This is a genomic window from Aliihoeflea sp. PC F10.4, assembly GCF_054612275.1.
Genome location: NZ_JBTSWH010000001.1, coordinates 2,964,067 through 2,989,758 on the forward strand (window position 1 = coordinate 2,964,067; position 25,692 = coordinate 2,989,758).

The window sequence follows — 25,692 nt, forward strand, 5'->3', positions numbered from 1 at the left end:
GATGCGACCGGCCGGGCAAACCCGGCCGGCGTTGCCGGTTATTCCGCGCTTTCGGCGCTGCGCACGGTGTAGGCCAGCGTATACTGGTCGACACGCGGCTCGTAGGTGAAGCCGGGCGCCAATGCCCACACGGAACGCTCATAGTGGAGCGGGATGATGCCGTGATCGTCCAGCACGATCGTCTCGGCTTCCTGCAGGAGAGACGAGCGCTCGTCGTCGTCGATCGTGATCGCCGCCCGTTCGATAATCTCATCCATTTGCGGGTTGGAATAGCGGCCCGCATTGGTCACGCCCATACCGGCATCCGGATCGAAGGTCGCGACCAGCGAGCGCAGCGGGGACGACATTTCGCCCGAGGCAGCGCCCCAGCCGGCGAGGAACATCGGGAATTCCAAGTTGTTCCGGCGCGAGAAGAACTGGCTCGCCGTCGACGCGTCGACATTGACCTGGATTCCGACGCGCGCCAGCATCTGCGCGACAGCCTGCGAGACTTGCTCGTCATTGATATAGCGATCGTTCGGCGTGCCGAGCACGATGCTGAAGCCGTCTTCATAGCCGGCCTCAGCGAGGAGTTCGCGGGCGCGATCGGGATCGAAGGCGTCGACAGCGCGTCCCGACGTTCCGAACATCGGCGGCGGAAGAAGTTCGCCAGCCGGTTCAGCATAACCGCCCATGATGCGTTCGACGATTGCCTCGCGGTTGACCGCAAGCGAAATGGCTTCACGCACGCGCTGGTCGAGCAGCGGGTTCTCGCCATTCGTCCCGGTCAGACCCGGCGCGTCTTCCTGCTGGAAAAGGGCCAGATAGATGACGCGGTTGGACAGCGAATCCACCACGTTGAAACCGGCTTCCTCAAGACGCGGCAAGTCCTGGATCGGCGGGGATTCGATCAGGTCGACATCGCCGGCCAGAAGCGCGGCGACGCGCGGCCCGGCGCTGGTGATCGGGCGCAGGACGATGGTTTCCCATTCGGGCGCGTCACCCCAATAATCGTCGTTGCGGTTGAGCACGATCTGGCTGCCGCGCGTGTATTCGCCCAGCGTATAGGGCCCGGTGCCTGAAGAGGCGGCCGGGTCGTTGAAAGCGCCCTGCTGTGGCACCTCGCCCAACCCCTCGCAAGTATTGCCGGGGCCGAAGGTGACTTCCTCGTCCGCGCCAAGCGCGGTTGCCGACAGGATTGCCCATGTCGAGCTTTCGACCGGAAGGAGCGGGTTCGGCCCATCGGTCTCGATGATGAGCGTGTGATCGTCTTCGGCACGCATATCGGTCACCGACTGCGTATAGAGGCTGAAGGAGGACGGCGAGTTTTCCACCAGCGGAATGCGGCAGACGCTGTAGATCACGTCACGCGCGGTGAAGGGCGAGCCGTCGTGAAAGGTCACGTCGTCGCGCAGCGTGTAGCGCCAGGTCGTGTCGTCGAGCGCTTCCCATTCGGTCGCGAGCGAAGGCTCCAGCATCTGCTGCGCGTCCTGCTGGATCAGCGATTCGAAGATGTTGAAGCGTATCTGCGTATTGGTCGCGAGGTTGTGGAACTGCGGGTCCATCGACGTCGCTTCCGACGCCAGCCCGACGCGCAATTGCTGGGCCTGCGCCGCTCCGGAAAGTGCTGCCAGCGCCATGACGCCGGCAGCCGCAAGTCCTGTCTTTTGCCACTTCATGTCAGTCTCCCTCTGTCAAAAAGCGTTGGCTGTCATCTGCCGCCCCGGTTCCCTGCGGGTAAGCGATCAACGCTATTGGCATGAAGGCTAGTATGCGTTATCCGAATTTCAAAGCAGAAAATGTATGCATTGTGCTCATAGATTAGAACCGGATGCCAATTTCAGAAAACAGGGCGCAACGCGAACGACGAACGGCCATCACTGTTCGCGAACTCGAAGTCCTGAGCGCGCTGATCGAAACGGGCACCGCGACCAATGCCGCCGCACGCCTCGGCGTCTCGCAATCGGCGGTTAGCCGCGCCATTGCGCAACTCGAGGACCAGTTGCAAAAGCCGCTCTTCGAGCGATCGGGCGGACGCCTCATTCCCACGCCCGACGGGCTTGCCGTCCATGAGGACGCGGCGCCGATCTTCGCCGCTCTCGCCCGGATCGGCGGCGGCGACAAACATGCGAACAGGCACAAGGGAAGCCTGAGGATTGCCGCGCCGCCGACCATCGCCCACCGGTTTCTCCCGCCTTTCGTGGCGAGTTTCGCCAAGGCCAATCCCCGCCTCTTCGTCGGTTTCGAGGTGGTGTCGAGCGACGTTCTGGTCACGGGCGTTGCCGAGGCGCGCTTCGATATCGCGCTGACGGACCATGCCACCTCGCATCAGGGCGTCCGGTCGGAACCCCTTCTCGAAACGCAGGCGATCTGCGTCGTTCCGGCCCATCATCGGCTTGCCGCGCGCGAGACGATCTCACCGGCCGACATCGACGGCGAACCTTTCGTCGCGCTCACACATCGCCACTCCGGCCGTGCTGCTATCGACCGCATATTCGCGCGGGCAAACATCAAGCCGCGCGTGGCGATCGAGGCCGCCACCTCCATCGCCGCGCTGCAATTCGTCGGGGAAGGTCTCGGCGTTTCGATCTTCAATCCGTTTCCGATCCAGAAACACCTGACGCGTGCGCTCGTCGCGCGCCCCTTTCTGCCCGCGATCACCTATCGCGCATCGTTTCTTCTGCCTATGAGCCAGCCCGCTTCGGGCGTCGTTCTCGACTTCATGGAAATGGTGCGCGAGGGGACCGGCAAGACGCAATTTCTGAGGAGCCTTCGATGACCGCCAGAACGAGCGAACAACTGCTCGCAGACCTCGTCGCCTTCGACACGACGAGCCGCAATTCCAATCTGGCACTCATCGATTTCATCGACGACTATCTTTTAGGGTTCGGCATCGAAAGCCGCCGCATTTTCGACGAGACGGGCACGAAGGCCAATCTGTGGGCGACGATCGGGCCGGCTGACCAGCCGGGCATCGTTCTTTCTGGACATACGGATGTCGTGCCCGTCGACGGGCAGCCCTGGACGAGCGATCCTTTCAGCTTAAGCGAGCGCGAAGGACGCCTTTACGGACGCGGCGCGTGCGACATGAAAGGCTTCATCGCCTGCGTCCTCGCCGCCGTTCCCGACATGGTCCGTGCGGATCTGGCGCGGCCGTTCCATCTTGCCTTTTCCTATGACGAGGAGGTCGGCTGCATCGGTGCGCGACGGATGGTCGAGACGCTGGCCGGCGAAGGCGTGCGACCAGCCTATTGCATCGTCGGAGAGCCAACGCTGATGGAAGTAGTGACCGCGCACAAGGCCAAGCGATCGCTGCGCATCACAGTTCGCGGCCGCGCCTGCCACTCGTCGCTGGCCCCGCTCGGCGTCAACGCCGTCGATTATGCTGCAAAACTGATCACCTATATTCGCGATGTCGCCGACGATCTGACCGCGAACGGACGCCGCGACGAGGCTTTCGACATCGCCCACACGACCGCTCATACGGGCCTCGTGACCGGCGGAACGGCGCTCAACATCGTGCCGGACGAATGCGTCTTCCTGAGCGAGTTCCGCGTCCTTCCGGGCGACGACCCGGATGTGTTCGTCAACGATTTGCGCGCCCATGCCGCCGAACTCGAACGGGACATGCGCAAGGTCGCGCCGGAGGCTTCGATCACAGTCGAACTGATGGCGCAGTTCCCCGGCCTCGACACGGCACCCGACGCCGAAATCACCGCCCTTGCGAAGCGCTTTGCCGGCACGAACGGCCACGCGAAAGTCGCCTACGGCACCGAGGCGGGCCTTTTCGCACAATATCTCGGCACCGAGACGATCATCTGCGGCCCCGGAGCTATCGCGGTCGCGCACCGGCCCGACGAATATGTGGAGCGCGCGCAGCTCCAACGCTGCGACGAATTCCTTGGCCGGCTGATCGAGTGGAACCGCTAGAACGAGGTCCGAATAAGGACGGTCAGCGGCCCTTCCAGACCGGCTCGCGTTTTTCGGCAAAGGCCTTGAAGCCTTCGAGACCGTCCTCGGAATCGTAAAGCTCGTCTACCGTGCGGAACTGGCGCTTGGTGATCCGGTTCATGGCCGACTGGAAGGTCTGGCCCTCGGCTTCGCGCGCGACTTCCTTGATTGCCGCGAAGACGAGCGGCGGCCCCGAAGCGAGCAGCCGCGCGACGTCCCATACCCGCTCTTCGAGCTGGTCGGCGGGGTGAATTTCGTTGACCAAACCCCAGCGATGCGCTTCGTCGGCGTTCATCCAGCGGCCCGTTAGAAGCATGTCCATCGCGACGTGATAGGGAATGCGGCGCGGAAGCTTGATCGTCGCGGCATCGGCGAGCGTGCCGGCCTTGATTTCCGGCAGCGCGAAAGACGAATTTTCCGACGCGTAGATCAGGTCGCAGGACAGCGCCAGTTCGAAGCCGCCACCAACCGCCATGCCGTGGACGCAGGCGATCACAGGCTTGTCCATATCGCGCAATTCCTGCAACCCGCCGAAACCGCCGACACCGTAATCGCCATCGACCGCGTCGCCATCGGCGGCGGCCTTCAAATCCCACCCGGCGGAAAAGAACTTGTCGCCGGCGGTACGGACGATCGCCACGCGCAGGTCAGAATCGTCACGGAACGATTTGAATGTCTGGCCGAGAATGCGGGATGTTTCGAGATCGATCGCGTTCGCCTTCGGCCGGTCGAGCGTGACCTCCAAAATCGCACCATCCCGGCGCGTCTTCACCACTTCGCTCATCGTAAATCCTCCATGTTTCCGGTTCGCATCACCATCAGCGCGTCGGCGACGAAAGCGCCGCTTTTGCACACGATCAGTGGGTTGATGTCGAGTTCTTCCAGCCGGTCGGCATGCGCCAGCGCAAAATCACCAATGGCGACGATCGCGTCCACGGCGGCATCGATATCGCCGCGCGGGCGGCCGCGATAGCCGTCGAGCAGCGGGAACAGCTTCAGGCTTCGCAGTGCCACCTCGACATCCGCGCGGGCTGACGGCAAAAGCAATGTCGCCGTATCGGCAAGAAGCTCGACGAGGACGCCGCCGGTACCGATGGTCATGACGGGACCGAACAGCGGATCGTGCGTGACGCCGACGATCAGTTCGCCGACGCCGCCCGTCACCATACGCTCGACATAGAAGTCCTTGCCGAGAGCCGCCATTTCACGCGCGGCTGTCTCGACCCCTTCGGCGTCATCAAGGCCCAGCCTGACGGCACCCTGTTCGCTCTTATGCGCCAGCCCGAGCGCTTTGAGTGCCACCGGAAAGCCGATACGTCTTGCGACCTCGACGGCTTCGATCGCCGTCGCCGCCCGATGCCCCTCGGGGACTGAAAGGCCGAAGGAAGCCAGCAAGGATTTTGCATCGGCCTCGTCGATGGTTTTGTGCGGCACGCCTCCCTCTGGGACGCCGATGGTCGGGAGTTCAGCGGGAGGTATCCGGGCCCAGGCTCTTCCCACGAACGCCGCCGCCGCGATGGCGTCCATCGCCTCGGCTATCCCGCACAAGGGCGCAATTCCGCGTTCGAGAAGGTCTTCGCAATGCCGCTCGTGTAGATTTTCTGGCATCGACGCGACGACGGCACCCTTGGCGCCGCCAGACAACGCCGTGGCGAAAGCCTCGACGGTCGGCTGCCAGTCGGCATCCGAGCACCGGTCCCGGCGCGGGAAGTCGAGCACCAGCAAATTGAGATCGAACCCGACGGACACCATCGCCGAAAACGTTGCCGTCATCGCCGGGCCGTCGTTCCAGATAAAGGTGTGATAGTCGAGCGGATTGGATATCGCCACCAGCGGGCCCAGCGTTTCACCGACTTGGCCCGAATGGTCCGCAGTCAGCGGTGGAAAGACGATCTCCCGGCCAACCGCGGCATCCGCGATGACAGACGCCTCGCCGCCCGAACAACTCATCGAGGAGAGGCGCGCGCCGTCAAGTGGCCCGACCGCATGGAGAAGTTTCAGCGTTTCGAGAAAGGTGGGAATCGTATCGACACGCGCGATGCCGAGGCGCTTCAGGAAAGCGTCGGAAGCCGCGTCCGAACCGGCCAGCGAGGCCGTGTGCGAGATCGTGGCCTTGCGCGCCTGTTCGGAGCGGCCGACCTTCATCGCGACGATCGGTTTTTTGAGTTCACGCGCTCGCGCGGCAAGCCGTTCGAAGCCGGCGACGCTATCGAAGCCTTCGATATGCAAGCCGAGAACGCTGACGCGTTCATCCTCGATCAGCCCGAGGGCGATTTCCGACAGGCCGGTCTGCGACTGGTTTCCCGCCGTCATGACATAAGCGAGCGGCAGGCCGCGCTGCTGCATCGTCATGTTGATGGCGATGTTGGAGGATTGCGTAACGATCGCCGCGCCGCGTTCGCCATCAGCCAGCCGCCGCCCGCCATGCTGATCGGGCCATAAAAGCGCGCCGTCAGCATAATTGATGAGGCCATAGCAGTTCGGCCCGATGATCGGCATCGACCCCGCCGCCTCGATCAGCGCCGCGTTGAGTCTGCCCCCTCCCCGTCATCGGCTTCCAGAAAGCCCGAGGCGAAGCACACCGCCCCGCCGCTGCCCATCGCGGCCAGTTCGCGCACCATTTCGACCGTCAGGTCGCGATTGACGCCGATGAAGGTTGCGTCGGGTGCGTTCGGCAGGTCGGCTACCGTGCGGAACGCCTCGACACCCTCGATCTCGTCCTTCGTCGGATGGACCGGCCAGATCTCGCCGGCAAAGCCGGCCTTCAGGCATTGTCGAACGACATTGGTGCCGAAGAAGCCGCCGCCGATGACGGCGATGGAATGCGGTCGCAAAAGGCGCTCCAGACGCATCATCCGCCGACAGCGCGCAGCATGGCGCGCGAAATGATGTGGCGCTGGATTTCCGACGTGCCCTCCCAGATGCGCTCGACGCGGGCGTCGCGCCAGATGCGCTCCAATGGCAATTCGTCCATCAGGCCCATACCGCCATGAATCTGGATCGCCTCATCGGCGACGAAGGCGAGCATTTCGGTGGCCTTCAACTTGGCCATCGCCATATCGGCATCGGTGACCGTGCCCTGATCGTATTTCCAAGCGGCTTCCAGCGTCAGAAGTTCGGCCGCCTTCAGTTCCGTCGCCATGTCGGCGAGTTTGAAGGAGACGCCTTGGAACTTGCCGATCTGCTGGCCGAACTGCTCGCGCTGCGCGGCATAATCGACGGCATGGGAAAGTGCGCGTTCGGCGCGGCCGAGACACGTTGCTGCGACCTGAAGCCGCGTTGCGCCGAGCCATGAATTGGCGACCTCGAAGCCCTTGTGAACCTCGCCGAGCACCTGTTCGGCCGGAATGCGACAATCGTCGAATTCGAGGACGGAATTTGTGTAGCCGCGATGCGAGACGTTGCGATATCCGTCGCGCACGGTGAACCCCGGCGTTCCCTTGTCAACGAAGAACGCCGTGATCTTCTTGCGTTTGCCACGTGGCGTTTCTTCTTCGCCCGTCGCCATGAAGACGATGGCAAAGCCTGCAATATCGGCATGGGAGATGAAGTGTTTGGTGCCGTTCAGCACGAAGTCCGAACCGTCCTGCCGGGCCGTCGCCTTCATGCCGCGCAAATCCGAGCCTGCCCCCGGCTCGGTCATGGCGAGGCAGTCCCATGTCTCGCCGCGCATGCAGGGATAAAGGTAGCGCTCTTTTTGCTCGTCGGTGCCAGCGAGAAGAATGTTCGACGGCCGCGCCACGCAAGTCCAGTGCAACGCGTAGTTGGCGCGGCCAAGCTCCTTTTCGTAGAGAAGCCACGAGAGGGTATCGAGACCTGCCCCACCGACGTTCTCGGGCATGTTGGCGGCGTAAAGCCCCGCCGCCATCGCTTTCGCCTGCAATTCCTTCACGAGTTCCATCGGCAGATGGCCGGTGCGTTCGATTTCGAGTTCGTGCGGGTAAAGCTCGTTTTCGACGAAGGCGCGCGTCGTCTCAACGATGAGCCTTTGCTCCTCCTCCAGCCCGAAATTCACAACGATTTTTCCTTCGCGCGCGCCGCGAGCTTTTCGACATAGTCCTTCTGGAGTGCGCCTGCGCCCCATCCCGCACCGCCATTCTGGTGCGACAGTGCCGCCATCATGGCGACGAGATTGTCGTCGCGGATGCGTTCCAGATCGCGGATCGAAAGATCGCCCGTCTGTTCGTCGGACTGCGTGACGATCAAGTCCACGAGTTCGTCATTGAACTCCGGCACGTCCATCAGCTTCGTCCAGGGCCATTTCAGGCATGGGCCGAACTGCTCCATGAAATGACGCATCCCCGCCTCGCCGCCTGCGACGCGGTAGGTCTGGAACAGGCCCATCTGCGCCCAGCGCAGGCCAAAGGAATAGCGCATGATATCGTCGAGTTCCTCGACCGTCGTCACGCCGTCCTTGATCAGCCACAGAGACTCGCGCCAGACCGCTTCGAGCAGACGATCCCCGACGAACGCCTCGATCTCCTTGCGGATGACGACCGGCTTCATGCCGACAGAGCCGTAGAGGTCCTTCGCCTTGTCGATAAAGGCGGCATCGGTCTGTTCGCCGCCGACGATCTCGACCAGTGGCAGGAGATAGACTGGATTGAAGGGATGCGCGACGATCAGGCGTTCGGGTCGCGTCAGCGCCGTCGCCATATCGGTCGGCTTGATGCCGGAGGTGGACGAGCCGATCGGAATATCCGGCGCGGTATGCGCGTCGATTTCCGCCAGAACCTTGTGCTTCAGGTCGAGCCTTTCCGGCACGCTTTCCTGAACGAGATCGGCATCGGCCACCGCGTCGGCAATCGTCGCTGGATAGGTGATCCGGCCTTCCTTCGGCAGGCCGTCCGGAGACATGCTTTCATATGCACGGCGTGCGCCATCCATCACCTCGCCGACCTTGCGGCTGGCCTGCGGGTCAGGGTCGTAGAGCGCCACGTCGATGCCGTTGAGAAGAAGGCGCGCTGCCCAGCCCGCGCCGATGACGCCCCCGCCGATGCAGGCGGCTTTCTGGATTTTGTTCATCCGATCCTCCTCACGCTGCGACCGGCGCGCGTTTCGTCAAATTGAGGCGTTTGCGTACCTCGTCCGGCCCGATGACGCGCGCTCCCATGTTCTCGACGATCGTCACGGCGCGCTCGACGAGTTGCGCGTTGGTGGCGAGTTCGCCCTTGCCGAGCCACAGATTGTCCTCCAGCCCGACGCGCACATTGCCGCCCGCCAGAACGGTCGCCGCGACATAGGCCATCTGGTTGCGGCCAAGCGCGAAGGCGGACCAGTTCCAGTCCTTCGGCACATTGTTGACCATGGCCATGAAGGTATTGAGATCGTCCGGTGCGCCCCATGGCACGCCCATACAAAGCTGAACGAGCGCGTCAGGAGCGAGCACACCTTCCTTCACCAGTTCCTTCGCGAACCACAGATGGCCGGTGTCGAACGCCTCGACCTCCGGCTTCACACCCATCCCGGTCATCATCCCGCCCATGGCGCGCAGCATGCCGGGCGTGTTGGTCATCACATAGTCGGCCTCGGCGAAATTCATCGTGCCGCAATCGAGCGTGCACAGCTCCGGCAGGCATTGGCGCACATGCTCGACGCGCTCGGCGGCGCCCGCCATGTCCGTTCCCGCCTCGTTCAAAGGTAGCGGCTTTTCGGTCGAGCCGAACACCATGTCGCCGCCCATGCCGGCGGTCAGATTCAAGACGACATCGACGTCCGCATCTCGGATGCGCTCGGTCACTTCGCGGTAGAGCGCGATATCGCGGCGCGGCTTGCCCGTTTCGGGATCGCGCACATGGCAGTGAACGATCGCCGCGCCCGCCTTCGCCGCCTCGATCGCGGAATCAGCGATCTGCTTGGGCGAGCGGGGAACGTGCGGGCTGCGGTCCTGCGTCGCGCCCGAACCCGTCACGGCGCAGGTGATAAAAACCTCGCGGTTCATTTCCAAAGGCATATAGCTCTCCCGTATTTCGTTGGAGAGAGTATGCGCCGCTTGTCAGCCATTGCTTTGCGCTTTACGCATTCATGTTGATGAAAACCGAAAATCTTTCAATCTTTAAATCCGAGACAGCGACGTTGCGCGTGACGTTTCTCGTTCTGTCGGGATGTTCGCTGATGTGCGTTGCCTCCACGATCGATCCGCTGCGCGCGGCCAACCGCATATGCGGGCGCGTCGCCTTCGACTGGAAGATCGTATCGCTCGACGGCAAACCGCCCCTGACGACCAGCGGGTTACCGGTCTTCACCGCCGAACGTTTCGACGCTTCGGATGCGGGCGATCTTCTCGTCATCATCGGCGGCTTCGGCTCCCGCTCAGCGCTTGCCGCAACGGATATCGCCGCTTTCAAACGCGCCGCAGGCGTGGCGCGCGCCGTCGCCGGCATCGAGGCCGGCACCTGGGTACTCGCCCGCGCCGGTCTGCTCGACTGCCGCTCGGCCACAACCCACTGGGAAGACCTTGAGGATTTCGCGACCGCCTTTCCTGAAATCGACGTACGCCCCGACCGCTACGTGATCGACGGCAAGGTCGTAACAGCGGGCGGTGCGTCGCCCGGCTTCGATCTGATGCTGCATCTCGTGGCGACCCGGCTCGGCATGGCGGTCGCGCTCGATGTCGCCAGTGTCTTCGTTTACGATCAGGCGCGCGCGCCAACCGATGCGCAGCCGCTCGTCTCGCTCGGGCAACTCGATGTCTACGACCGAAGGATCGTCGGGGCCATCCGACTCATGGAATCGCACATCGACCGGCCGCTGTCTGCCAGTGAGATTGCCCGTAAAGTTAACGTCGCGCCGCGAACGCTGGAGCTTCTGTTCAGCCGGGCGATCGGCGAAAGTCCGGGCGCCTATTATCTGAGATTGCGCCTCAACGCCGCCCATCGCCTTGTGCTCGATACCAGCGAGAAAATGGCGGATATCGCCGCTCGTACCGGCTTTTCGAGCCCGGCCGTATTCTCGCGCGCCTTTGCCCGAACGTTCGCGATGTCGCCGGCCGCAGTGAGGCGACAGACCCGGCGACCGCCGACCCGATCCGCTTGACGGATGGCGATCGTGACCTGTGGGTATTAACGATGTTGCGAAGTCGGGCGTTGATCGCAGCCGCGGAACAGCCAGTTCTGGCGCATGGATATCGCGCTTCAGATCACGCCCACCGGACTTACCTACGCTCTCAAGCCAGTGTCGGCTTCGGGTGAAGAAGTTGTCGGCATGTATGTGCGCTGGCCAAGCCCTGCCGGCGCACATTCGCGTCGGCCATCGACCGGCCAGCAGGCGACCCTCGTCAAGAAGATGATTGCCCGGATGCTGACGAACGCGGCGGCGGAAGCTGCCCTTCTGGCGATCGAAGAGGGAACGGCGCAGTACAGGATCGATGCGGTCCGGGCGGCACTCGATCAGGAAAACTGCATCGTCGGCGAACGGACGGCACATGCCGACGGCGCCATGGGTCTCATGCGGGAGTGGCTTGGACAGACGACCGACACCGATACGGGCATTCGACCGCTTCAGCCGCCTCGCGGTCGCAAACGCGGCGGCACATAAGCCTTCGATCCCGAAACCCTGACTTCAGGTTGACGGCGTATGGCTTGCCATTACAGTCCTCGCCATCAGTCGAGCGGAGACATCGCCTTGCCCATATCGAAGCCGTCGATAGAAGATCTGAGCTTCATCGTCGTCATTTTGGTGGTGACCGCAGCATTCGTCTGGCTCCTTTTGCCCTTCTACGGTGCCGTCCTGTGGGCGGTCATCCTGGCGATCCTGTTCAACCCGCTTCAGCGGCGGCTCGAGCGCGCACTTGGCGGGCGAAAGGGACTGGCCGCCGGCATCAGCCTGCTTTCGTGCATCTGCATCGTCGTCATTCCCGGCGTGCTGATCCTGTCATCGGTCGCGCAGCAGGCAACCGGCCTTTACGACCGCGTGACGTCGAGCGAGTTCGACGCGGAAGCGGCCATGGCGCAGGTCCACGACGCGATGCCGCAATTCATTCTGGACGCGCTGGCGCAGTTCAACCTCGGCAGCATTGCAGACATACAGGATCGCCTGACGTCGTTTCTCGGCGAAACGGCGCAGTTCATCGCAGCGCGACTGGTCTCCATCGGCCAGGGAACGGCACAGCTCTTCATCAGCCTCGGCATCATGCTCTATGTGCTGTTCTTCCTGTTCAGGGACGGCGCAACCCTCGCCGCGAAAATCCGTACAGCAAGCCCGCTCACGCAGCATCATACCGATTACATCCTGGAAAAATTCAGCTCGGTCGTGAAAGCGACCGTCAAGGGCAACGTCATCATCGCGGCGCTTCAAGGCGCCATTGGAGGCGTCACCTTCTGGTTCATGGGCATACCGGCGGCGCTGCTATGGGGTGTGCTGATGGCCATCCTGTCTCTGTTGCCGGCTGTCGGGTCGTTTATCGTCTGGGGGCCGGTCGCGGCGTTCCTCATCATCTCGGGCGATTATCTGAATGGCATTCTCCTGATCCTCATAGGCACCTTTGTCATCGGCCTGATCGACAATCTGCTGCGCCCTCCGCTCGTCGGAGCGGGAACGCGCATGCCCGATTACGTCGTGCTGGTATCGACGCTCGGCGGGATCGCGCTTTTCGGATTGAACGGGTTCGTCGTCGGGCCGCTGATCGCGGCGCTCTTCATCGCCGTATGGTCGCTTTTCACGGACGACCGGCGGCACGAAATCCGATCGTGAATTTCGGCGCTTCAACAGCTTTCGCCGCGTAACCGGCATAACGATTGCATAGCCAGTTGTGGAGCACATCTTTCTGGAATAGCGTCGCCTAAAAAGACGGGATACAGCCGATTAACGCTGCCTGCCAGAGGTCGACACATGACTGTCTCTAGAACTGCCAATCAAGGTTTCCGTCCCAACCGCCGCCAGATCGTTCAGGGCATTGGCTTCACCGCCGCTGCCGCCGCGCTGGGGCTGCCGCTCCGCGCCATCGCGCAAGAGCCGCTGAAAGTCGCCGCCGTCTATACGGTGCCGACCGAGCAGCAATGGGTCAGCCGCATCCATCTTGCCGCGCTGGCGGCAATGGAACGCGGCGACATCGAATATGTCTATTCCGAAAACGTCTCCAACTCGGATTATGAGCGCGTCATGCGCGAATATTGCGAGACCGGAAACCAGCTGATCCTCGGCGAGGTGTTCGGCGTCGAGCAGGCCGCGCGCCAGGTCGCAGCGGACTATCCCGACGTCTCGTTCCTTATGGGATCGAGCCTCAAGGAAGATCCGGCGGTGCCGAATTTCGCGCCGTTCGACAATTACATTCAGGACGCGTCCTATCTCACCGGCCTGATTGCCGGCGCGATGAGTGAAACCGGCAATATCGGCATGGTTGGCGGTTATCCGATCCCCGAGGTCAACCGGCTGATGCACGCCTTCATGGCCGGCGCGCGCGAAACCAAGCCGGATGTGAAGTTCCAGGTCGCCTTCATCGGCTCCTGGTTCGATCCGCCGAAAGCCAAGGAAACCGCCTTCGCGCAAATCGATGCGGGTGCGGACGTGCTCTATGCCGAGCGCTTCGGCGTTTCCGACGCGGCGCAGGAACGCAGTATCCTCGCCATCGGCAACGTCATCGACACGCAGGAAGACTATCCCGAAACGGTCGTCGCCTCGGCGCTTTGGCACTTCGAGCCGACGCTCGACAAAGCCATCGAGGAAGTGCGGGCCGGCACCTTCACGGCCGCCGATTACGGCGTCTACTCCTTCATGAAGGAAGGCGGATGCTCGCTTGCCCCGCTCGGCACGTTCGAGGACAAGGTCCCGGCCGAGATCAAGGCGCTCGTCACCGAGCGCGAAGCGGCGATCAAGGACGGCTCCTACACCGTCGAGATCGACGACAGCGAGCCGACCTCGAGCTGACATGAACGACGCACAATCGGACGAGGCGCAGCTGGCGCTGCGCCTGTCCGGCATCACGAAACGGTTCGGGGCGCTCGTCGCCAACGACGCCATCGACCTCGCCCAGAAGCGCGGCGAAGTCGTCGCGCTTCTGGGCGAAAACGGTGCCGGCAAGACAACGCTGATGAACATCCTGTTCGGTCACTATGTGGCCGACGAGGGTGAGGTCGTTGCGTTCGGAAAGGCGTTGCCGCCGGGCGATCCGCGCGCCGCGCTCGACGCGGGCATCGGCATGGTGCATCAGCACTTCACGTTGGCCGACAACATGACCGTGCTCGACAATATCGCGCTCGGCACGCAAAGCGCGTGGTCGTGGCGCTTCGACAGGAAAAGCGCACGCGCACGCATATCCGAACTCGCGCGCGATTTTGGCCTTGCGGTCGATCCGGACAAACCCGTTTCGGCGCTGGCTGTGGGCGAGCGCCAGCGTGTGGAAATCCTCAAGGCGCTCTACCGTGAAGCACGCGTCCTGATCCTCGACGAGCCGACCGCCGTTCTGACGCCGGGCGAAACCGAGGCGCTTTTCGCCACGCTGAAACTGCTCGTCGCCAAGGGACTGTCGATCATCTTCATCTCGCACAAGCTGAACGAGGTGATGGCCGCTTCCGACCGTGTCGTGGTGCTGCGCGGTGGCAAGGTCGCGGGCGAGCGGGTGACGAAAGAGACGACACGTCAGGAACTCGCCGCGCTGATGGTGGGCCGCGAGATCGAACTGCCGCACGCCGAGCCACGCACTCCCGGCCCAGTGCTTCTGGAACTTACCGGCGTTTCCACCAATGGCGAGGGAACGCGGCTCGCGGATGTTTCGCTGGCTCTGCGCTCCGGTGTCATCACCGGGCTTGCCGGCGTGTCGGGCAACGGGCAAGGCGCGCTTGCCGATCTTCTCTCCGGCATGATCGCGCCGTCCGCAGGCAAGATGCGGATATCGGACGGCGAAATCGGCGACTGGTCGCCGCGTGCTGCGCTCGCGCACGGCATCGCGCGCATTCCCGAAGACCGCCACGCGGTCGGCTCCATCGCCGATATGAACGTCATGGAAAACGTGATTTCCGAGCGTTACCGCGATCCCGCTTTCAGCCGGCGCGGCCTCGTCGACTGGGGTGCCGCGCGCGCTTTCGCCGAAAAGCTTGTGCGCGACTACGACGTGAAATGCCCCTCGCCCGAAACGCGGATCAGGCTCCTGTCCGGCGGCAACATGCAAAAGCTGATCCTGGGACGCGCGCTCGATCCCGAACCCGCCATCATCCTCGCCAACCAGCCGACGCGCGGTCTCGATATCGGCGCGGTTTCCTACGTGCATGAACGCCTGATCGAGGCGCGCGATCGCGGCGCGGCGGTACTGCTGATCTCCGAAGACCTCGACGAGGTGCTGCGGCTTTCCGACAACATCCACGTCATCTCGAAAGGCCACCTGACGCCGGCCTTCGCGCGCGGCGAACGAAGCCTGGCCGAACTCGGCGAACTGATGGCCGGTCACGGCTTGGAGAAAGCCGCTTGAGGCTCGAAGCCAAACCAAAGCCGTCGATGGCGACGCTCGTCCTTTATCCGGTCGGAGCGGTTTTGGTGACGCTCCTCGTCACGTCGCTTCTGGTTCTGGCGGCAGGCGCATCGCCTTTGCCCGTCTTCGCGCTGGTGGCGAAAGGAGCCGCCGGCTCTCAATTCGCGCTCCTCGAAACGCTGACGCGCGCAACGCCTTTGATCTTCACCGGTCTTGCCGTCGCCGTCGCGTTCCGCGCCAAACTCTGGAACATCGGCGCGGAAGCGCAGCTTTATATCGGCGGAGTGGTCACAATCGTTCTAGGCACCGGCGCGCTGCCACTTCCCGCACCGATCCTGATCCCGATCATCATGATCGCCGTGATGATCGCGGGCGGCCTTTTGCTGCTCGGCCCCGCCATCCTCAAGACGCGGTTCGGCGTCGACGAGGTGGTGACGACGCTTCTCCTGAACTTCATCGTGCTTCTCTTCGTTTCGATGCTTCTTGAAGGCGCCCTGAAAGACCCGATGGGCCTTGGCTGGCCGCAGTCGCAGATGGTCGCCGCAGACGCACGCCTGCCGCGCATCTTTCAGGGACGGCGCCTGCACTACGGCTTCGTCATCGCGCTCGTCGCCGCTTTCGCGATCTGGTTCATCATGAAGAAGACAACGCTCGGCTACGAGATGCGCGCGGTCGGCCACAATCCGCAGGCGGCGCGCTTCGCGGGCATCCCCGTCAACGGCGTTCTGATGAAGACCGCACTGATTTCCGGAGGGCTCGCGGCACTGGCGGGCTTTTCCGAAGTCGCCGGTCTCAAGGGAAACCTGACGCTCGATCTGTCGCCGGGCTTCGGCTACACGGGCATCGTCGTCGCCATGCTCGCCATGCTCAATCCGCTCGGCGTTGTCGCCGCCGCGATCTTCGTCGCAGGCATTTTCGTCGGGGCTGACGCGATGAGCCGCTCGGCCGGCGTGCCGAGCTACATCGCAGACGTGATGGTCGCGACCTCCCTTTTGACAATGGTGACCGCGATCATGCTGTCGCGCTATCGTGTGAGGTGGCGCTGATGGACGCTTTCGAAATTCTCTTCACCGCCTCGTTCTGGGTCGCCGCCATCCGGATCGCCTCGCCGCTGATCTTCGCCACGATGGGCGAACTCATCTGCGAACGCGCGGGCGTCCTCAATCTGGGCATCGAGGGAATCATGGTGGCCGGCGCGTTCGCCGGCTGGGTCACGGTCTATGCCGGCGGCGATCTATGGATGGGCGTCGCGATCGCGGCGCTCGCTGGCGCGATGTTCGGCCTCCTCCACGGCACGCTGACGGTGCCGCTCGGACTGTCGCAACACGTCGTCGGCATCGGCATCACGCTTCTGGCGACGAGCCTGACCTATTTCACCTATCGCGTGGTGCTGCCACAGGTCCCCTCGCCGCCGCGCATCGAGCCGTTCCGCGCTTACGCGGTGCCGTATCTGTCAGATATCCCGATCCTCGGTCCTGCGCTCTTCAACCAGACGCCGCTGACCTATCTGGCGTTCGTCACCGTCGCGGTCGTCGCCTGGGTGCTCTATCGCACCCCGCTCGGCCTTGCCGTGCGCGCGGCGGGCGAAAACCCGGCGGCGGTGGAAGCACAAGGCATGTCCGTCACCGCGATCCGCATGGGTGCAGTCATGGTCGGCTCCGCCCTGATGGCGGTCGGCGGCGCGTTTTTGACCATGTCAGCCTTCAATTCCTTCTTCTTCGAGATGGTCAACGGACGCGGCTGGATCTGCATCGCGCTCGTCGTCTTCGGCTCATGGCGGCCGGGCAAGGCGCTCTTGGGCGCGATCTTCTTCGCCGCCTTCGACGCTTACCAGATCCGGCTGCAACAGGTGGCCGGCGGCATCATGCCCTATCAGGTCTTTTTGATGATGCCTTACGTTCTGTCGATCCTTGCGCTCGTCATCATGTCGCGGCGGGCGAGCTACCCCAAGGCGCTGATGGTGCCCTATCAAAAGGGCGAACGCTGACGGCTCACGCCCTGCCGGCCAAGCCCTTGTACCATCGCGCCAGGACAATGGGCGTCAGATACATCGGTATCTGGAAGCAGCCGATGAACAACAAGAGCATGTCAGCCGTCTGAACCGGCAAGACGCTCAGGAAAAGCGCGACGTTCCGGTTTCCCGCGGCAATGCCGATAGCGGGCGCGGCCGACGGATTGCGCCGCGCGGCAATAACGCTAACGGAAAGCTGCAGCCCCATATTGAGCGCGAAGACGACGGCGAGCGCTGCGGCAAGACCGCCGGGATCAGCGGTGAATGCCGGTCCTATCGCCGACATCATGCCGATGACGACGAGGCCGAGAAGCAGCGCGGCGATGCCGTCCATCGCGGCGATCGAACGTTGCGTCCCCTTCACGATGCCCGACAGGCGAAGCGCGATCGCGATGCCCCCGGCAATGGTGATCAGGAAAAGAAGAAATCCCGCCGCGCCCGCGACGTCGCCCGCATTGCCGAAGGCGGGCATGACGAGAAAGACCGGCACGACCGTCAGTGGCAGGATCGCCGTGCCGAGCACGAGTTGGCGCAGCGAAGGCGCGGGGTCGCCGCCGGCCATCGCCGTGATGTTGGGACTGCCGGTGATGGGTGCAGCCGCCAGTACCAGCACGACGCCCATGGCGAGCGGATGGGCCAGAATACCGGCGAGCGTGAAGATGCCCGCAGCCGCAAGCGGCAAGGCAAGCTGGAACAGCAGCGCCAGTCCGATTGCGCGATGAATGCCTTTGAATCCGGCGACGAGCCCGTCAGGCCCGAGCCGCAAGACGGCCAGAAACAGGAGAGCGACGATCATCGGCGCGATCCATGGGCGCAGCACGACCGCGAGGCCGGGAAGCGCGATGCCGGCGACAAGCCCCGCAATGAGCATCACGCGGCCGTTGCGTGCGATCCATTCGAGAACCGCCATTACAGGGACGCCGCGCCGCGCGCCGCCTGATCGTAAGCGCCCGACAAAGCGCGCAGGAGGCCCGCGAGCCGCGAAATCTCCTCGGGGTCATGACCAAGCTGGCGCGCTGCGTCGACGACGAGCGCCTCGCGGATTTCACGGTAGCGCAGGCACAGTTTCGTGCCGGCCTCGGTGATGGCGACGGTCTTTTCCTTGCCCTTGCGGCCTACTTCCACCAGCTGGTGTTCGACCAGCTTCTTGATGGCGTAATTTGCCAGATGCGTATCCTCGATATTGAGGACGAGGCAGATGTCGGCAAGCGTCTTCGCCCGTTCGCGATGGTTCACCAGATGGACGATCAGCACCTCGAGCGGCGAGAGCGCCGGCCCGCCCGCCGCCGTGGTACAGCGGACGATCCAGCGCTGAAAGGCATGGCTTGCCATCGTCATCGCAAATTCCAGCTCCGACAAGGCCGGAAGGCTGGATTTTGCGAGGTGGGCCGACGAGACGACCGGCCCGACCAGCGCCCGCGTCAGTTGCTCATCATCGTACCTGGAAGCCATAGCGCAATCTCCGGGAAAACCGTCAGGATGGCCGTCGCCAGCACGAGAATGAAGAAGAACGGCAGCGCGTAGAGCGCGATCTCGAAGATGCCGCGTCCCGTTATCGACTGAATGACGAACAGGTTGAAGCCGACCGGTGGCGTGATCTGGCTCATCTCGACCACGAGGACGAGGAAGATGCCGAACCAGATCGGATCGATGCCTGCCGCCATCACCATCGGCAGGATGACCGATGTCGTCAGCACCACGATGGAGATACCGTCGAGGAAGCAGCCGATGACGATGAAGAACACCAAAAGCGCAGCAAGCAGGGCATAGTGCGAAAGCCCCATGTCGCCGATCCACGATGCAAGGGCGCGCGGAATGCCGGTAAAGCCCATCGCGACCGTCAGGAACGAAGCGCCTGCGAGGATGAAGGCGATCATGCAGGACGTGATTGCCGCGCCGCGCAGGGAGGTCAGGAAGCCCGGCCAGTCGAGTCCGCCCGTGAACCACGCAATCGCGAGAGCGCCAGCGACGCCGACGACTGCGGCCTCCGTGGGCGAAGCCAACCCGCCATAGATGGAGCCGATGACGGCGACGATGAGGAGCACCGTAGGCGTCAAAAGCAAGAGCGCCCGGCCTTTTTCGCCCCAGCTCGATTTCGGCTCGAGCGCGGGCATGCGCTCGCGGTTCATCGCCGCCCAGATCATGACATAGGCCGAGAACATCGCGCCCAGCATGAGGCCGGGAACGACGCCCGCCAGAAACAGGCGGGCAATCGACTGCTCGGTCGCCGCGCCATAGACGATCATGATGATCGACGGCGGGATGAGGAAGCCGAACGTACCCGAACCGGCGAGCGTGCCGATGGCCATGCGAGGGTCGTAGCCGCGCTTTTTCAGTTCGGGCAGCGCCATGCGCCCAACCGTCGCCGTCGTGGCGGCGGACGAACCGGAGACGGCGGCGAAGAGTGCACAGCCGAACACGTTGACATGCAGGAGCCGACCGGGAAGCCGCCGGGTGAACGGCGCAAGGCCCTCGAACATGTTCGACGACAGCTTCGACCTGAACAGGATTTCGCCCATCCAGATGAACATCGGCAGGGCTGTCAAATCCCACGAGTTCATCGAGCCCCAGACGCGGCGCGCAAAGACAGAGGCGGCAGGCGCGGAGGTCGCAAGCTCGATGGCAACGAGGCCGACGGCCATCAGCGAAAAGCCGACCCAAAGACCCGACAGGAGAAAGCCGAAAAGAACGACGACGAGAAGAACGGAGATCATCGCGATATCCATCAGTGCCCCCCTCCTTCGCCGATTTCGCGATTGCGCTCGGCAAGGCGGAAGGCCGCCTCTCCGCCGCGCAGCAACGTGACGAGTTCATCGGCAAGCGCGACGGCGAGAATGGCAAGGCCGCTCGTCATCACCGCCTGCGGAATCCATAGTGCGATTGCAATGAGGCCGTAGGAGACGGAGCCGCGCTGATAGGACGCCAATGTCTGCCCGCCGATCGCCCAGGTGGCGAAGAGCGTCAGGCCGAAGGCGACGAGCAGCACGAAAGCCGTCGCGATGCGGTCGCCGCGCTCGCTCAGGAAGCGCAACACCAGCGTGACGCGCACGTGGCCCGCCGCGCGCAAAGCTGCCGGCAGCGCCAGAAACGCGGAGGCAACGAACAGAAAGCCGCCGATTTCGGCAAGCGAGGGAATGATGAAACCGAAGCGCGCCATACCTAACGTCACGGCTACCCTGTCGACGATGCGGGCCAAAACCTGAATGAAGACCAGGCTGGCGATGAGCACCATAGAGAGGCAGGCGACGAAAAGCGCGGCGCTGTAAAGGGCGTCGAGAGCCTTGCGCATGTGCTTGTCCTTGGAAAGCGGAAAACTGGTTCCGGCCGTCATGGCTCGATGTCACCATGCGCCCGGACCGTTCGGGCGACGCCGGCGTAAAACCACCCCGGCGTCCGACCCGCTTTCGCGATTACTCGGCGCGATAGGCCTCAATGACGGCTTCGCCTTCGGGACCGGCCTGATCGAGCCATTCCTGCGTCATCGTATCGCCGATTTCCTGAAGCTTTGCGGCGAGCGCTTCGGAAGGCTGCGAAACCTGCATGCCACCAGCCTCGAGCTCGGCAATCTTGGCGTCGGTTTCTTCGCGCGACATCTGCCAGCCGCGCGTTTCGGCGGCAGCAGCCGCTTCGAGAACCGCCGTCTGTTCTTCTTCGCTCAGCCCTTCGAAGGCATCCGTATTGACCACGACGATGTTTTTGGGAAGCCAGGCCTGCGTGTCGATGTAGTTGGACGTGAAGTCCCAAGCCTTGGCGTTCGCGCCGGTCGAGGGCGAGGTGATCATGGCTTCGACGCGACCGGTCGAAAAGGCGGTCGGGATGTCGGTTTCCTCGACCTGCGTCGGCGTAGCGCCCAAAAGCGCGGCAAGGCGCTCGGTCGCCACGTTATAGGCGCGGAAATTCAGCCCCTGAAACTGCGCAGGATCGGTGATTTCCTGGCGCAGGTAAAGGCTCTGGCCCGGCCACGGCACGGCGTAAAGAACCGTCATGCCCTCTTCGGCGAGCTTTGCCGAAACGGCTTCGCGCGAGACTTCCCACAGCTTTTCGGACTGCTCGTAGGATGCAGCGAGGAAGGGAATCGAATCGAGCGCGAAGATCGGGTCCTCGTTGGCAAGGCGCGACAACAGGAACTCGCCGATCGGGACGATACCGTCCTGCACCGAATCCTTGATCTCGGCATGGCCGAAAAGCGAATTGGCCGAATGAACCGTAATATCGAGGCTGCCACCGGTCGCCTCGCGCACTTCGTCCGCGAACTGGATGATGTTCTGCGTGTGGAAGATGCCGTCTGCATAAGGCGTCGGCATGTCCCAGCTTGTCTGGGCGAAGGCGGATGCGGTGGTCAGCGCGGCGAGCGTGGAGCCAAGCAGACCGGCGCGTGCGAAATGCGTCATCGTCAAATTTCCCTCTGTCGGTTGCGAACCTGATTTGGTCGGTCCGTTTCTCGGCGCCTCACATGGCGTCAAAAGTGAGGTTGACGGCTCATTGGCAATTTGTCAACATTTTGTCAGCGAGCGGCGCAAGACCGTTTCGCAAAGAGGTGGAACGGAGAAATAATCGATGTCGCAGCACTTGGGTGCCTCAGCGGGGCAGTGGGACTTCTGGATCGATCGCGGAGGCACATTCACTGATGTGATCGGCTGCGACCCTGAAGGCGAGCTTCATCCGATGAAGCTGCTTTCCGAAAATCCCGGCGTCTACGAGGACGCCGCCATCGAGGGCATCCGACGCCTCGTCGGCGCAGCCAGCATGGACGATTTGCCCTCCGCGCCGATCGGCACGGTGCGTATGGGAACGACCGTCGCCACCAACGCGCTTCTGGAGCGCAAGGGCGAGCGCACGCTGCTTCTCATCACCAAGGGGTTCCGCGACCAGCTACGCATCGCCTATCAGGCGCGGCCGGACATCTTCGCCAAGGAAATCATCCTGCCCGAACAACTTTACGAGCGCGTCGAGGAGGTCGAAGAGCGGCTTCTGGCGGATGGCGAAGTGGAGACACCGCTCGACACGAGCGCGCTACGCGCCAAGCTCGAAGCCGCCCGCGCGGACGGCATCGACGCCGTCGCCATCGTGCTCATGCATTCCTGGCGCAATCCGGCGCATGAGGCCGAACTTGCCGAACTGGTGAGATCGGTGGGCTTCAGCCAGATTTCCGTCAGCCACGAGGTCTCGCCGCTGGTCAAGCTCGTGGGACGTGGCGACACCACGGTCGTCGACGCCTATCTGTCGCCGATCCTGTCGCGCTATGTCAGCCGCGTCGCACGCATTCTCGGCGCGACGCCTGCGGGCGAGACGGGTCCGACGCTGCAGTTCATGATGTCGTCGGGCGGCCTCACCGCAGCCGACCGCTTTCGCGGCAAGGACGCGATCCTGTCCGGCCCCGCCGGCGGCGTCGTCGGCATGGTGCGGACCGCCGATCAGGCCGGCTTCCAGCGCGTCATCGGCTTCGACATGGGCGGCACATCCACCGACGTCGCGCATTCTGCCAGCGAATACGAACGCGCCTTCGACACGGAAGTCGCGGGCGTGCGCATCCGCGCGCCGATGATGCGCATCCACACCGTCGCGGCCGGCGGCGGCTCGATCCTGCATGCCGATCCGGGCCGTTTCCGCGTCGGCCCCGATTCGGCCGGTGCCGATCCGGGCCCCGCCTGCTATCGTCGCGGCGGCCCGCTGACCGTGACCGACGCCAACGTCATGCTCGGCAAGCTCAATCCCGACCTCTTCCCTGCGATCTTCGGCCCAGGCCAGGACCAGAAGCTCGACCGTGAGACGGTCGCGACGAAGTTCGCAGAGATCGCGTCCACCGTCGGCGAAGGCCGCTCGGCGGAAGAAATCGCGGAAGGCTTCCTGAAGATCGCCGTCGAAAACATGGCGAACGCGATCAAAAAGATTTCCGTCCAGCGCGGCTACGACGTGACGCGCTACGTGCTCAACTCCTTCGGCGGCGCAGGCGGTCAGCATGCGTGCCTCGTTGCCGACGCGCTTGGCATGGAGGACATTCTCATCCACCCGCTGTCGGGTCTGCTTTCGGCTTATGGCATGGGGCTTGCCACCGTTACGGCCAGCCGCCAGCAGGGCCTCGTCAAACCGCTGTCGGAAGACAGTCGCGCGGCCATGGACGCACTTGCCGGCGAATTGTCGGAAGCGGTGCTCGCCGAACTCGTCGAACAGGGCCTCGCCCGTGAGGATGTGACGACACGCACCAAGCTGCATCTGCGCTATGACGGCACCGACACCGCACTCGATGTCACCTTCGACGGCGATCTCGACACCGTGCGCAACGAATTCGAAGCGATGCACAAGGCGCAGTTCGGCTTCATCACGCCGGGCAAGCCCGTCACCATCGAGGCCGTCGAAATCGAAGGCTGGCAAAGCGGCGACGCCGCCGCCAAGGGCTCGCGCGCCGATGACGCGGGGCGCGATGCGTCGAGCGACCAGTCGATCAATGTCTTTTCTGGTGGCACATGGCACGACGCTGGCGTTTTCCGCCGCGAGGGCATGTCGGCAGGCGACCGCGTGCGCGGCCCGGCCCTCGTCATCGAGGCGAACCAGACCATCGTCGTGGAGCCGGGCTGGACCGCGCGTCTTACGAGCGCCGATCACATCGTGCTTTCCCGCCACGAAAAGATGGCGCGCGCCCGCGCGATCGGTACGAAGCAGGCCGACCCGATCCTGCTCGAAGTGTTCAATAACCTCTTCATGAACATCGCCGAGCAGATGGGGCTGGCGCTCCAGAACACGGCGCATTCGGTCAACATCAAGGAGCGGCTCGACTTTTCCTGCGCCGTCTTCGACCAGACCGGCGCGCTCGTCGCCAACGCGCCGCACATGCCGGTCCATCTCGGCTCGATGGACCGTTCCGTCGAGACGATCATCCGCCTCAACGAAGGCAAGGTGCGGCCCGGCGACGTGTTCGCGCTGAACGCGCCCTATAATGGCGGTACGCACCTGCCGGACATCACGGTCGTCTCGCCTGTCTTCGACGATGCGGGCAAGGGCATCCTGTTCTGGGTCGCATCGCGCGGTCACCATGCCGATGTCGGCGGAACGGCTCCCGGCTCGATGACGCCGCTCGCCACCACGGTCGATGAAGAAGGCGTGCTGATCGACAATTTCTGCCTCGTCGCGCAAGGCGAGTTTCGCGAAGCCGAGCTTCACGACCTCCTGACCGATCACCCCTATCCTGCCCGCAACCCGGCGCAGAACATCGCCGACCTCAAGGCGCAGATCGCCGCCAACGAGCGCGGCGCGGCTGAGCTTCGCCGCATGGTGGACGAGTTCAGTCTGGACGTGGTGCAGGCCTATATGGGCCATGTGCAGGACAACGCCGCAGAGGAAGTCGCGCGCCTGATCGGCCGTCTCGACGATTGCGAATACGAGTACCCGACCGATACCGGCCAGACGATCAAGGTAAAGATCACCGTCGATCGCGAAGCACGTACGGCAACAGTCGATTTCACCGGTACGTCGGACGCCATCGAGAACAATTTCAACGCGCCCGAACCCGTCGCGCGCGCGGCGGTGCTGTACTGCTTCCGCGTCATGGTGGAAGCACCGATCCCGATGAATGCCGGTTGCCTTCGCCCGATCCGCATCGTCATCCCCGATGGCTGCATGCTCAAGCCCGCCTACCCGCGTGCGGTGGTGGCCGGCAATGTCGAGACCTCACAGCATGTCACCAATGCCATTTTCGGCGCGCTGGACGCGATCGCCAACAGTCAGGGCACGATGAACAACCTGACTTTCGGCAATAACGAGTACCAGTATTACGAGACGATCTGCTCCGGCTCGCCGGCCGGGCGGATGAATGACGGGCGGCAATTTGCTGGCACGTCGGGCGTCCACGTCCACATGACGAATTCGCGCCTGACCGACCCTGAAATTCTCGAAATGCGCTTTCCGATCGTGCTCGAAAACTTCGCGCTGCGCGACGGTTCGGGCGGCAAGGGCAAGGTCGATGCGGGCAACGGCACGACGCGCACCCTTCGCTTCCGGCAGAAGATGGATTGCGCGATCCTGTCATCGCACCGCAGCGTCAAGCCGCAAGGCGTGGCGGGCGGCGGCGAAGGCCAGCTCGGCCGCACCGAAGTGCGCCGGCTCGACGGCTCGATCGAAGTGTTGAAGGGCTGCGATCAGACCACGCTGGAGGCCGGCGAGGCGGTGACGGTCATCACGCCGACAGCCGGCGGCTACGGTAAGGCATAAATTGTCACACGCCTCCCCTTGCGTCGCCCTATGGCAAGCGACGCAGGGGGAACCTCGTTGAGGCGTAATTTTCTTGATCCATTATGCTTATTGTGGGATGCGCGCCTGATCGTTGCCGCATTTCACTGGCTTTCGTTCGTCGGCT

General features: G+C 63.5%; 20 protein-coding genes and 1 pseudogene. 10 read left to right on the top strand and 11 right to left on the bottom strand.

Features of this window, described 5'->3' with window-relative positions; genetic code table 11:
- Nucleotides 1-38 precede the first annotated feature (38 nt).
- Entirely contained in the window at nt 39-1,658 is a 1,620-nt protein-coding gene (locus tag ACX82Z_RS14935) for an ABC transporter substrate-binding protein (protein WP_459589864.1), read from the bottom strand.
- Nucleotides 1,659-1,810: 152 nt separating this feature from the next.
- Here ACX82Z_RS14935 and ACX82Z_RS14940 point away from each other — a divergent pair, with 152 nt between their 5' ends.
- Together ACX82Z_RS14940 and argE are read left to right on the top strand one after the other, a co-directional pair.
- Complete coding sequence (locus ACX82Z_RS14940; protein WP_459589866.1) at nt 1,811-2,758, top strand: LysR substrate-binding domain-containing protein; 948 nt, start codon at nt 1,811-1,813, stop codon at nt 2,756-2,758.
- Complete coding sequence (gene argE / locus ACX82Z_RS14945; RefSeq protein WP_459589867.1) at nt 2,755-3,909, top strand: acetylornithine deacetylase; 1,155 nt, start codon at nt 2,755-2,757, stop codon at nt 3,907-3,909. The genes ACX82Z_RS14940 and argE overlap by 4 nt, the downstream gene beginning before the upstream one ends.
- A gap of 22 nt (nt 3,910-3,931) precedes the next feature.
- Here argE and ACX82Z_RS14950 read toward each other — a convergent pair whose 3' ends face one another.
- The 5 genes and pseudogenes from ACX82Z_RS14950 to ACX82Z_RS14970 form a co-directional block, all read right to left on the bottom strand.
- A complete protein-coding gene (locus ACX82Z_RS14950) occupies nt 3,932-4,714 on the bottom strand; it encodes a carnitinyl-CoA dehydratase (RefSeq protein ID WP_459589868.1) in 783 nt (260 codons plus the stop codon).
- Nucleotides 4,711-6,785: pseudogene (locus tag ACX82Z_RS14955) on the bottom strand (acetate--CoA ligase family protein). Before ACX82Z_RS14955 ends, ACX82Z_RS14950 begins: the two are co-directional and overlap by 4 nt.
- Nucleotides 6,782-7,945, bottom strand: coding sequence for an acyl-CoA dehydrogenase family protein (locus ACX82Z_RS14960; protein ID WP_459589869.1), 1,164 nt, complete (start codon nt 7,943-7,945; stop codon nt 6,782-6,784). The pseudogene ACX82Z_RS14955 and the gene ACX82Z_RS14960 overlap by 4 nt, the downstream one beginning before the upstream one ends.
- Nucleotides 7,942-8,955 carry a 3-hydroxyacyl-CoA dehydrogenase NAD-binding domain-containing protein gene (locus ACX82Z_RS14965; RefSeq protein WP_459589870.1) on the bottom strand — a complete coding sequence of 338 codons (1,014 nt, stop codon included), beginning with the start codon at nt 8,953-8,955 and terminating at the stop codon, nt 7,942-7,944. The genes ACX82Z_RS14960 and ACX82Z_RS14965 overlap by 4 nt, the downstream gene beginning before the upstream one ends.
- Nucleotides 8,956-8,965: 10 nt before the next feature.
- Nucleotides 8,966-9,883 (bottom strand): beta-keto acid cleavage family enzyme, encoded by a 918-nt coding sequence (locus ACX82Z_RS14970; protein WP_459589871.1) that lies wholly within the window; start codon nt 9,881-9,883, stop codon nt 8,966-8,968.
- Between the two features lie 74 nt (nt 9,884-9,957).
- On the opposite strand from ACX82Z_RS14970, the gene ACX82Z_RS14975 reads away from it, so the two are divergent.
- From ACX82Z_RS14975 to ACX82Z_RS15005, 7 genes are all read left to right on the top strand, one after another.
- On the top strand, nt 9,958-10,965 hold the full coding sequence (locus ACX82Z_RS14975) for a GlxA family transcriptional regulator (protein ID WP_459911811.1): 1,008 nt from the start codon (nt 9,958-9,960) through the stop codon (nt 10,963-10,965).
- Between the two features lie 84 nt (nt 10,966-11,049).
- Complete coding sequence (locus tag ACX82Z_RS14980; RefSeq protein WP_459589872.1) at nt 11,050-11,466, top strand: hypothetical protein; 417 nt, start codon at nt 11,050-11,052, stop codon at nt 11,464-11,466.
- Between the two features lie 87 nt (nt 11,467-11,553).
- On the top strand, nt 11,554-12,621 hold the full coding sequence (locus tag ACX82Z_RS14985) for an AI-2E family transporter (protein WP_459589873.1): 1,068 nt from the start codon (nt 11,554-11,556) through the stop codon (nt 12,619-12,621).
- Between the two features lie 138 nt (nt 12,622-12,759).
- A complete protein-coding gene (locus ACX82Z_RS14990) occupies nt 12,760-13,794 on the top strand; it encodes a BMP family protein (protein WP_459589874.1) in 1,035 nt (344 codons plus the stop codon).
- 1 nt (nt 13,795) lies between these two features.
- Complete coding sequence (locus tag ACX82Z_RS14995; RefSeq protein ID WP_459589875.1) at nt 13,796-15,331, top strand: ABC transporter ATP-binding protein; 1,536 nt, start codon at nt 13,796-13,798, stop codon at nt 15,329-15,331.
- Entirely contained in the window at nt 15,328-16,377 is a 1,050-nt protein-coding gene (locus ACX82Z_RS15000) for an ABC transporter permease (protein ID WP_459589876.1), read from the top strand. The genes ACX82Z_RS14995 and ACX82Z_RS15000 overlap by 4 nt, the downstream gene beginning before the upstream one ends.
- The gene (locus ACX82Z_RS15005; protein ID WP_459589877.1) at nt 16,377-17,318 is read left to right on the top strand and encodes an ABC transporter permease; all 942 of its coding nucleotides are present in this window, start codon (nt 16,377-16,379) and stop codon (nt 17,316-17,318) included. The genes ACX82Z_RS15000 and ACX82Z_RS15005 overlap by 1 nt, the downstream gene beginning before the upstream one ends.
- Nucleotides 17,319-17,322: 4 nt before the next feature.
- Here ACX82Z_RS15005 and ACX82Z_RS15010 read toward each other — a convergent pair whose 3' ends face one another.
- From ACX82Z_RS15010 to ACX82Z_RS15030, 5 genes are all read right to left on the bottom strand, one after another.
- Entirely contained in the window at nt 17,323-18,252 is a 930-nt protein-coding gene (locus ACX82Z_RS15010) for a hypothetical protein (protein WP_459589878.1), read from the bottom strand.
- Nucleotides 18,252-18,794, bottom strand: coding sequence for a winged helix DNA-binding protein (locus tag ACX82Z_RS15015; protein WP_459589879.1), 543 nt, complete (start codon nt 18,792-18,794; stop codon nt 18,252-18,254). The genes ACX82Z_RS15010 and ACX82Z_RS15015 overlap by 1 nt, the downstream gene beginning before the upstream one ends.
- The gene (locus ACX82Z_RS15020) at nt 18,764-20,068 is read right to left on the bottom strand and encodes a TRAP transporter large permease (protein ID WP_459589881.1); all 1,305 of its coding nucleotides are present in this window, start codon (nt 20,066-20,068) and stop codon (nt 18,764-18,766) included. The genes ACX82Z_RS15015 and ACX82Z_RS15020 overlap by 31 nt, the downstream gene beginning before the upstream one ends.
- Nucleotides 20,068-20,673: a TRAP transporter small permease gene (locus tag ACX82Z_RS15025; protein WP_459589882.1), complete on the bottom strand. Its 606-nt coding sequence runs from the start codon at nt 20,671-20,673 to the stop codon at nt 20,068-20,070. Before ACX82Z_RS15025 ends, ACX82Z_RS15020 begins: the two co-directional genes overlap by 1 nt.
- 79 nt (nt 20,674-20,752) lie before the next feature.
- On the bottom strand, nt 20,753-21,733 hold the full coding sequence (locus ACX82Z_RS15030; RefSeq protein WP_459589883.1) for a TRAP transporter substrate-binding protein: 981 nt from the start codon (nt 21,731-21,733) through the stop codon (nt 20,753-20,755).
- A gap of 166 nt (nt 21,734-21,899) precedes the next feature.
- On the opposite strand from ACX82Z_RS15030, the gene ACX82Z_RS15035 reads away from it, so the two are divergent.
- Complete coding sequence (locus tag ACX82Z_RS15035; RefSeq protein ID WP_459589885.1) at nt 21,900-25,547, top strand: hydantoinase B/oxoprolinase family protein; 3,648 nt, start codon at nt 21,900-21,902, stop codon at nt 25,545-25,547.
- The last annotated feature ends 145 nt before the right edge of the window (nt 25,548-25,692 follow it).

Bases quoted from the DNA above. Each gene is read 5' to 3' on its own strand.
- ACX82Z_RS14950 (WP_459589868.1), bottom strand. From the start codon at position 4,714: ATGAGCGAAGTGGTGAAGACGCGCCGGGATGGTGCGATTTTGGAGGTC.
- ACX82Z_RS15035 (WP_459589885.1), top strand. From the start codon at position 21,900: ATGTCGCAGCACTTGGGTGCCTCAGCGGGGCAGTGGGACTTCTGGATC.
- ACX82Z_RS15005 (WP_459589877.1), top strand. From the start codon at position 16,377: ATGGACGCTTTCGAAATTCTCTTCACCGCCTCGTTCTGGGTCGCCGCC.
- ACX82Z_RS14940 (WP_459589866.1), top strand. From the start codon at position 1,811: ATGCCAATTTCAGAAAACAGGGCGCAACGCGAACGACGAACGGCCATC.
- ACX82Z_RS14990 (WP_459589874.1), top strand. From the start codon at position 12,760: ATGACTGTCTCTAGAACTGCCAATCAAGGTTTCCGTCCCAACCGCCGC.
- ACX82Z_RS15020 (WP_459589881.1), bottom strand. From the start codon at position 20,068: ATGGATATCGCGATGATCTCCGTTCTTCTCGTCGTCGTTCTTTTCGGC.
- ACX82Z_RS14980 (WP_459589872.1), top strand. From the start codon at position 11,050: ATGGATATCGCGCTTCAGATCACGCCCACCGGACTTACCTACGCTCTC.
- ACX82Z_RS14970 (WP_459589871.1), bottom strand. From the start codon at position 9,883: ATGCCTTTGGAAATGAACCGCGAGGTTTTTATCACCTGCGCCGTGACG.
- ACX82Z_RS14935 (WP_459589864.1), bottom strand. From the start codon at position 1,658: ATGAAGTGGCAAAAGACAGGACTTGCGGCTGCCGGCGTCATGGCGCTG.
- ACX82Z_RS15030 (WP_459589883.1), bottom strand. From the start codon at position 21,733: ATGACGCATTTCGCACGCGCCGGTCTGCTTGGCTCCACGCTCGCCGCG.
- ACX82Z_RS15010 (WP_459589878.1), bottom strand. From the start codon at position 18,252: ATGGCGGTTCTCGAATGGATCGCACGCAACGGCCGCGTGATGCTCATT.
- ACX82Z_RS14965 (WP_459589870.1), bottom strand. From the start codon at position 8,955: ATGAACAAAATCCAGAAAGCCGCCTGCATCGGCGGGGGCGTCATCGGC.
- ACX82Z_RS14995 (WP_459589875.1), top strand. From the start codon at position 13,796: ATGAACGACGCACAATCGGACGAGGCGCAGCTGGCGCTGCGCCTGTCC.
- ACX82Z_RS15025 (WP_459589882.1), bottom strand. From the start codon at position 20,673: ATGACGGCCGGAACCAGTTTTCCGCTTTCCAAGGACAAGCACATGCGC.
- argE (WP_459589867.1), top strand. From the start codon at position 2,755: ATGACCGCCAGAACGAGCGAACAACTGCTCGCAGACCTCGTCGCCTTC.
- ACX82Z_RS15015 (WP_459589879.1), bottom strand. From the start codon at position 18,794: ATGGCTTCCAGGTACGATGATGAGCAACTGACGCGGGCGCTGGTCGGG.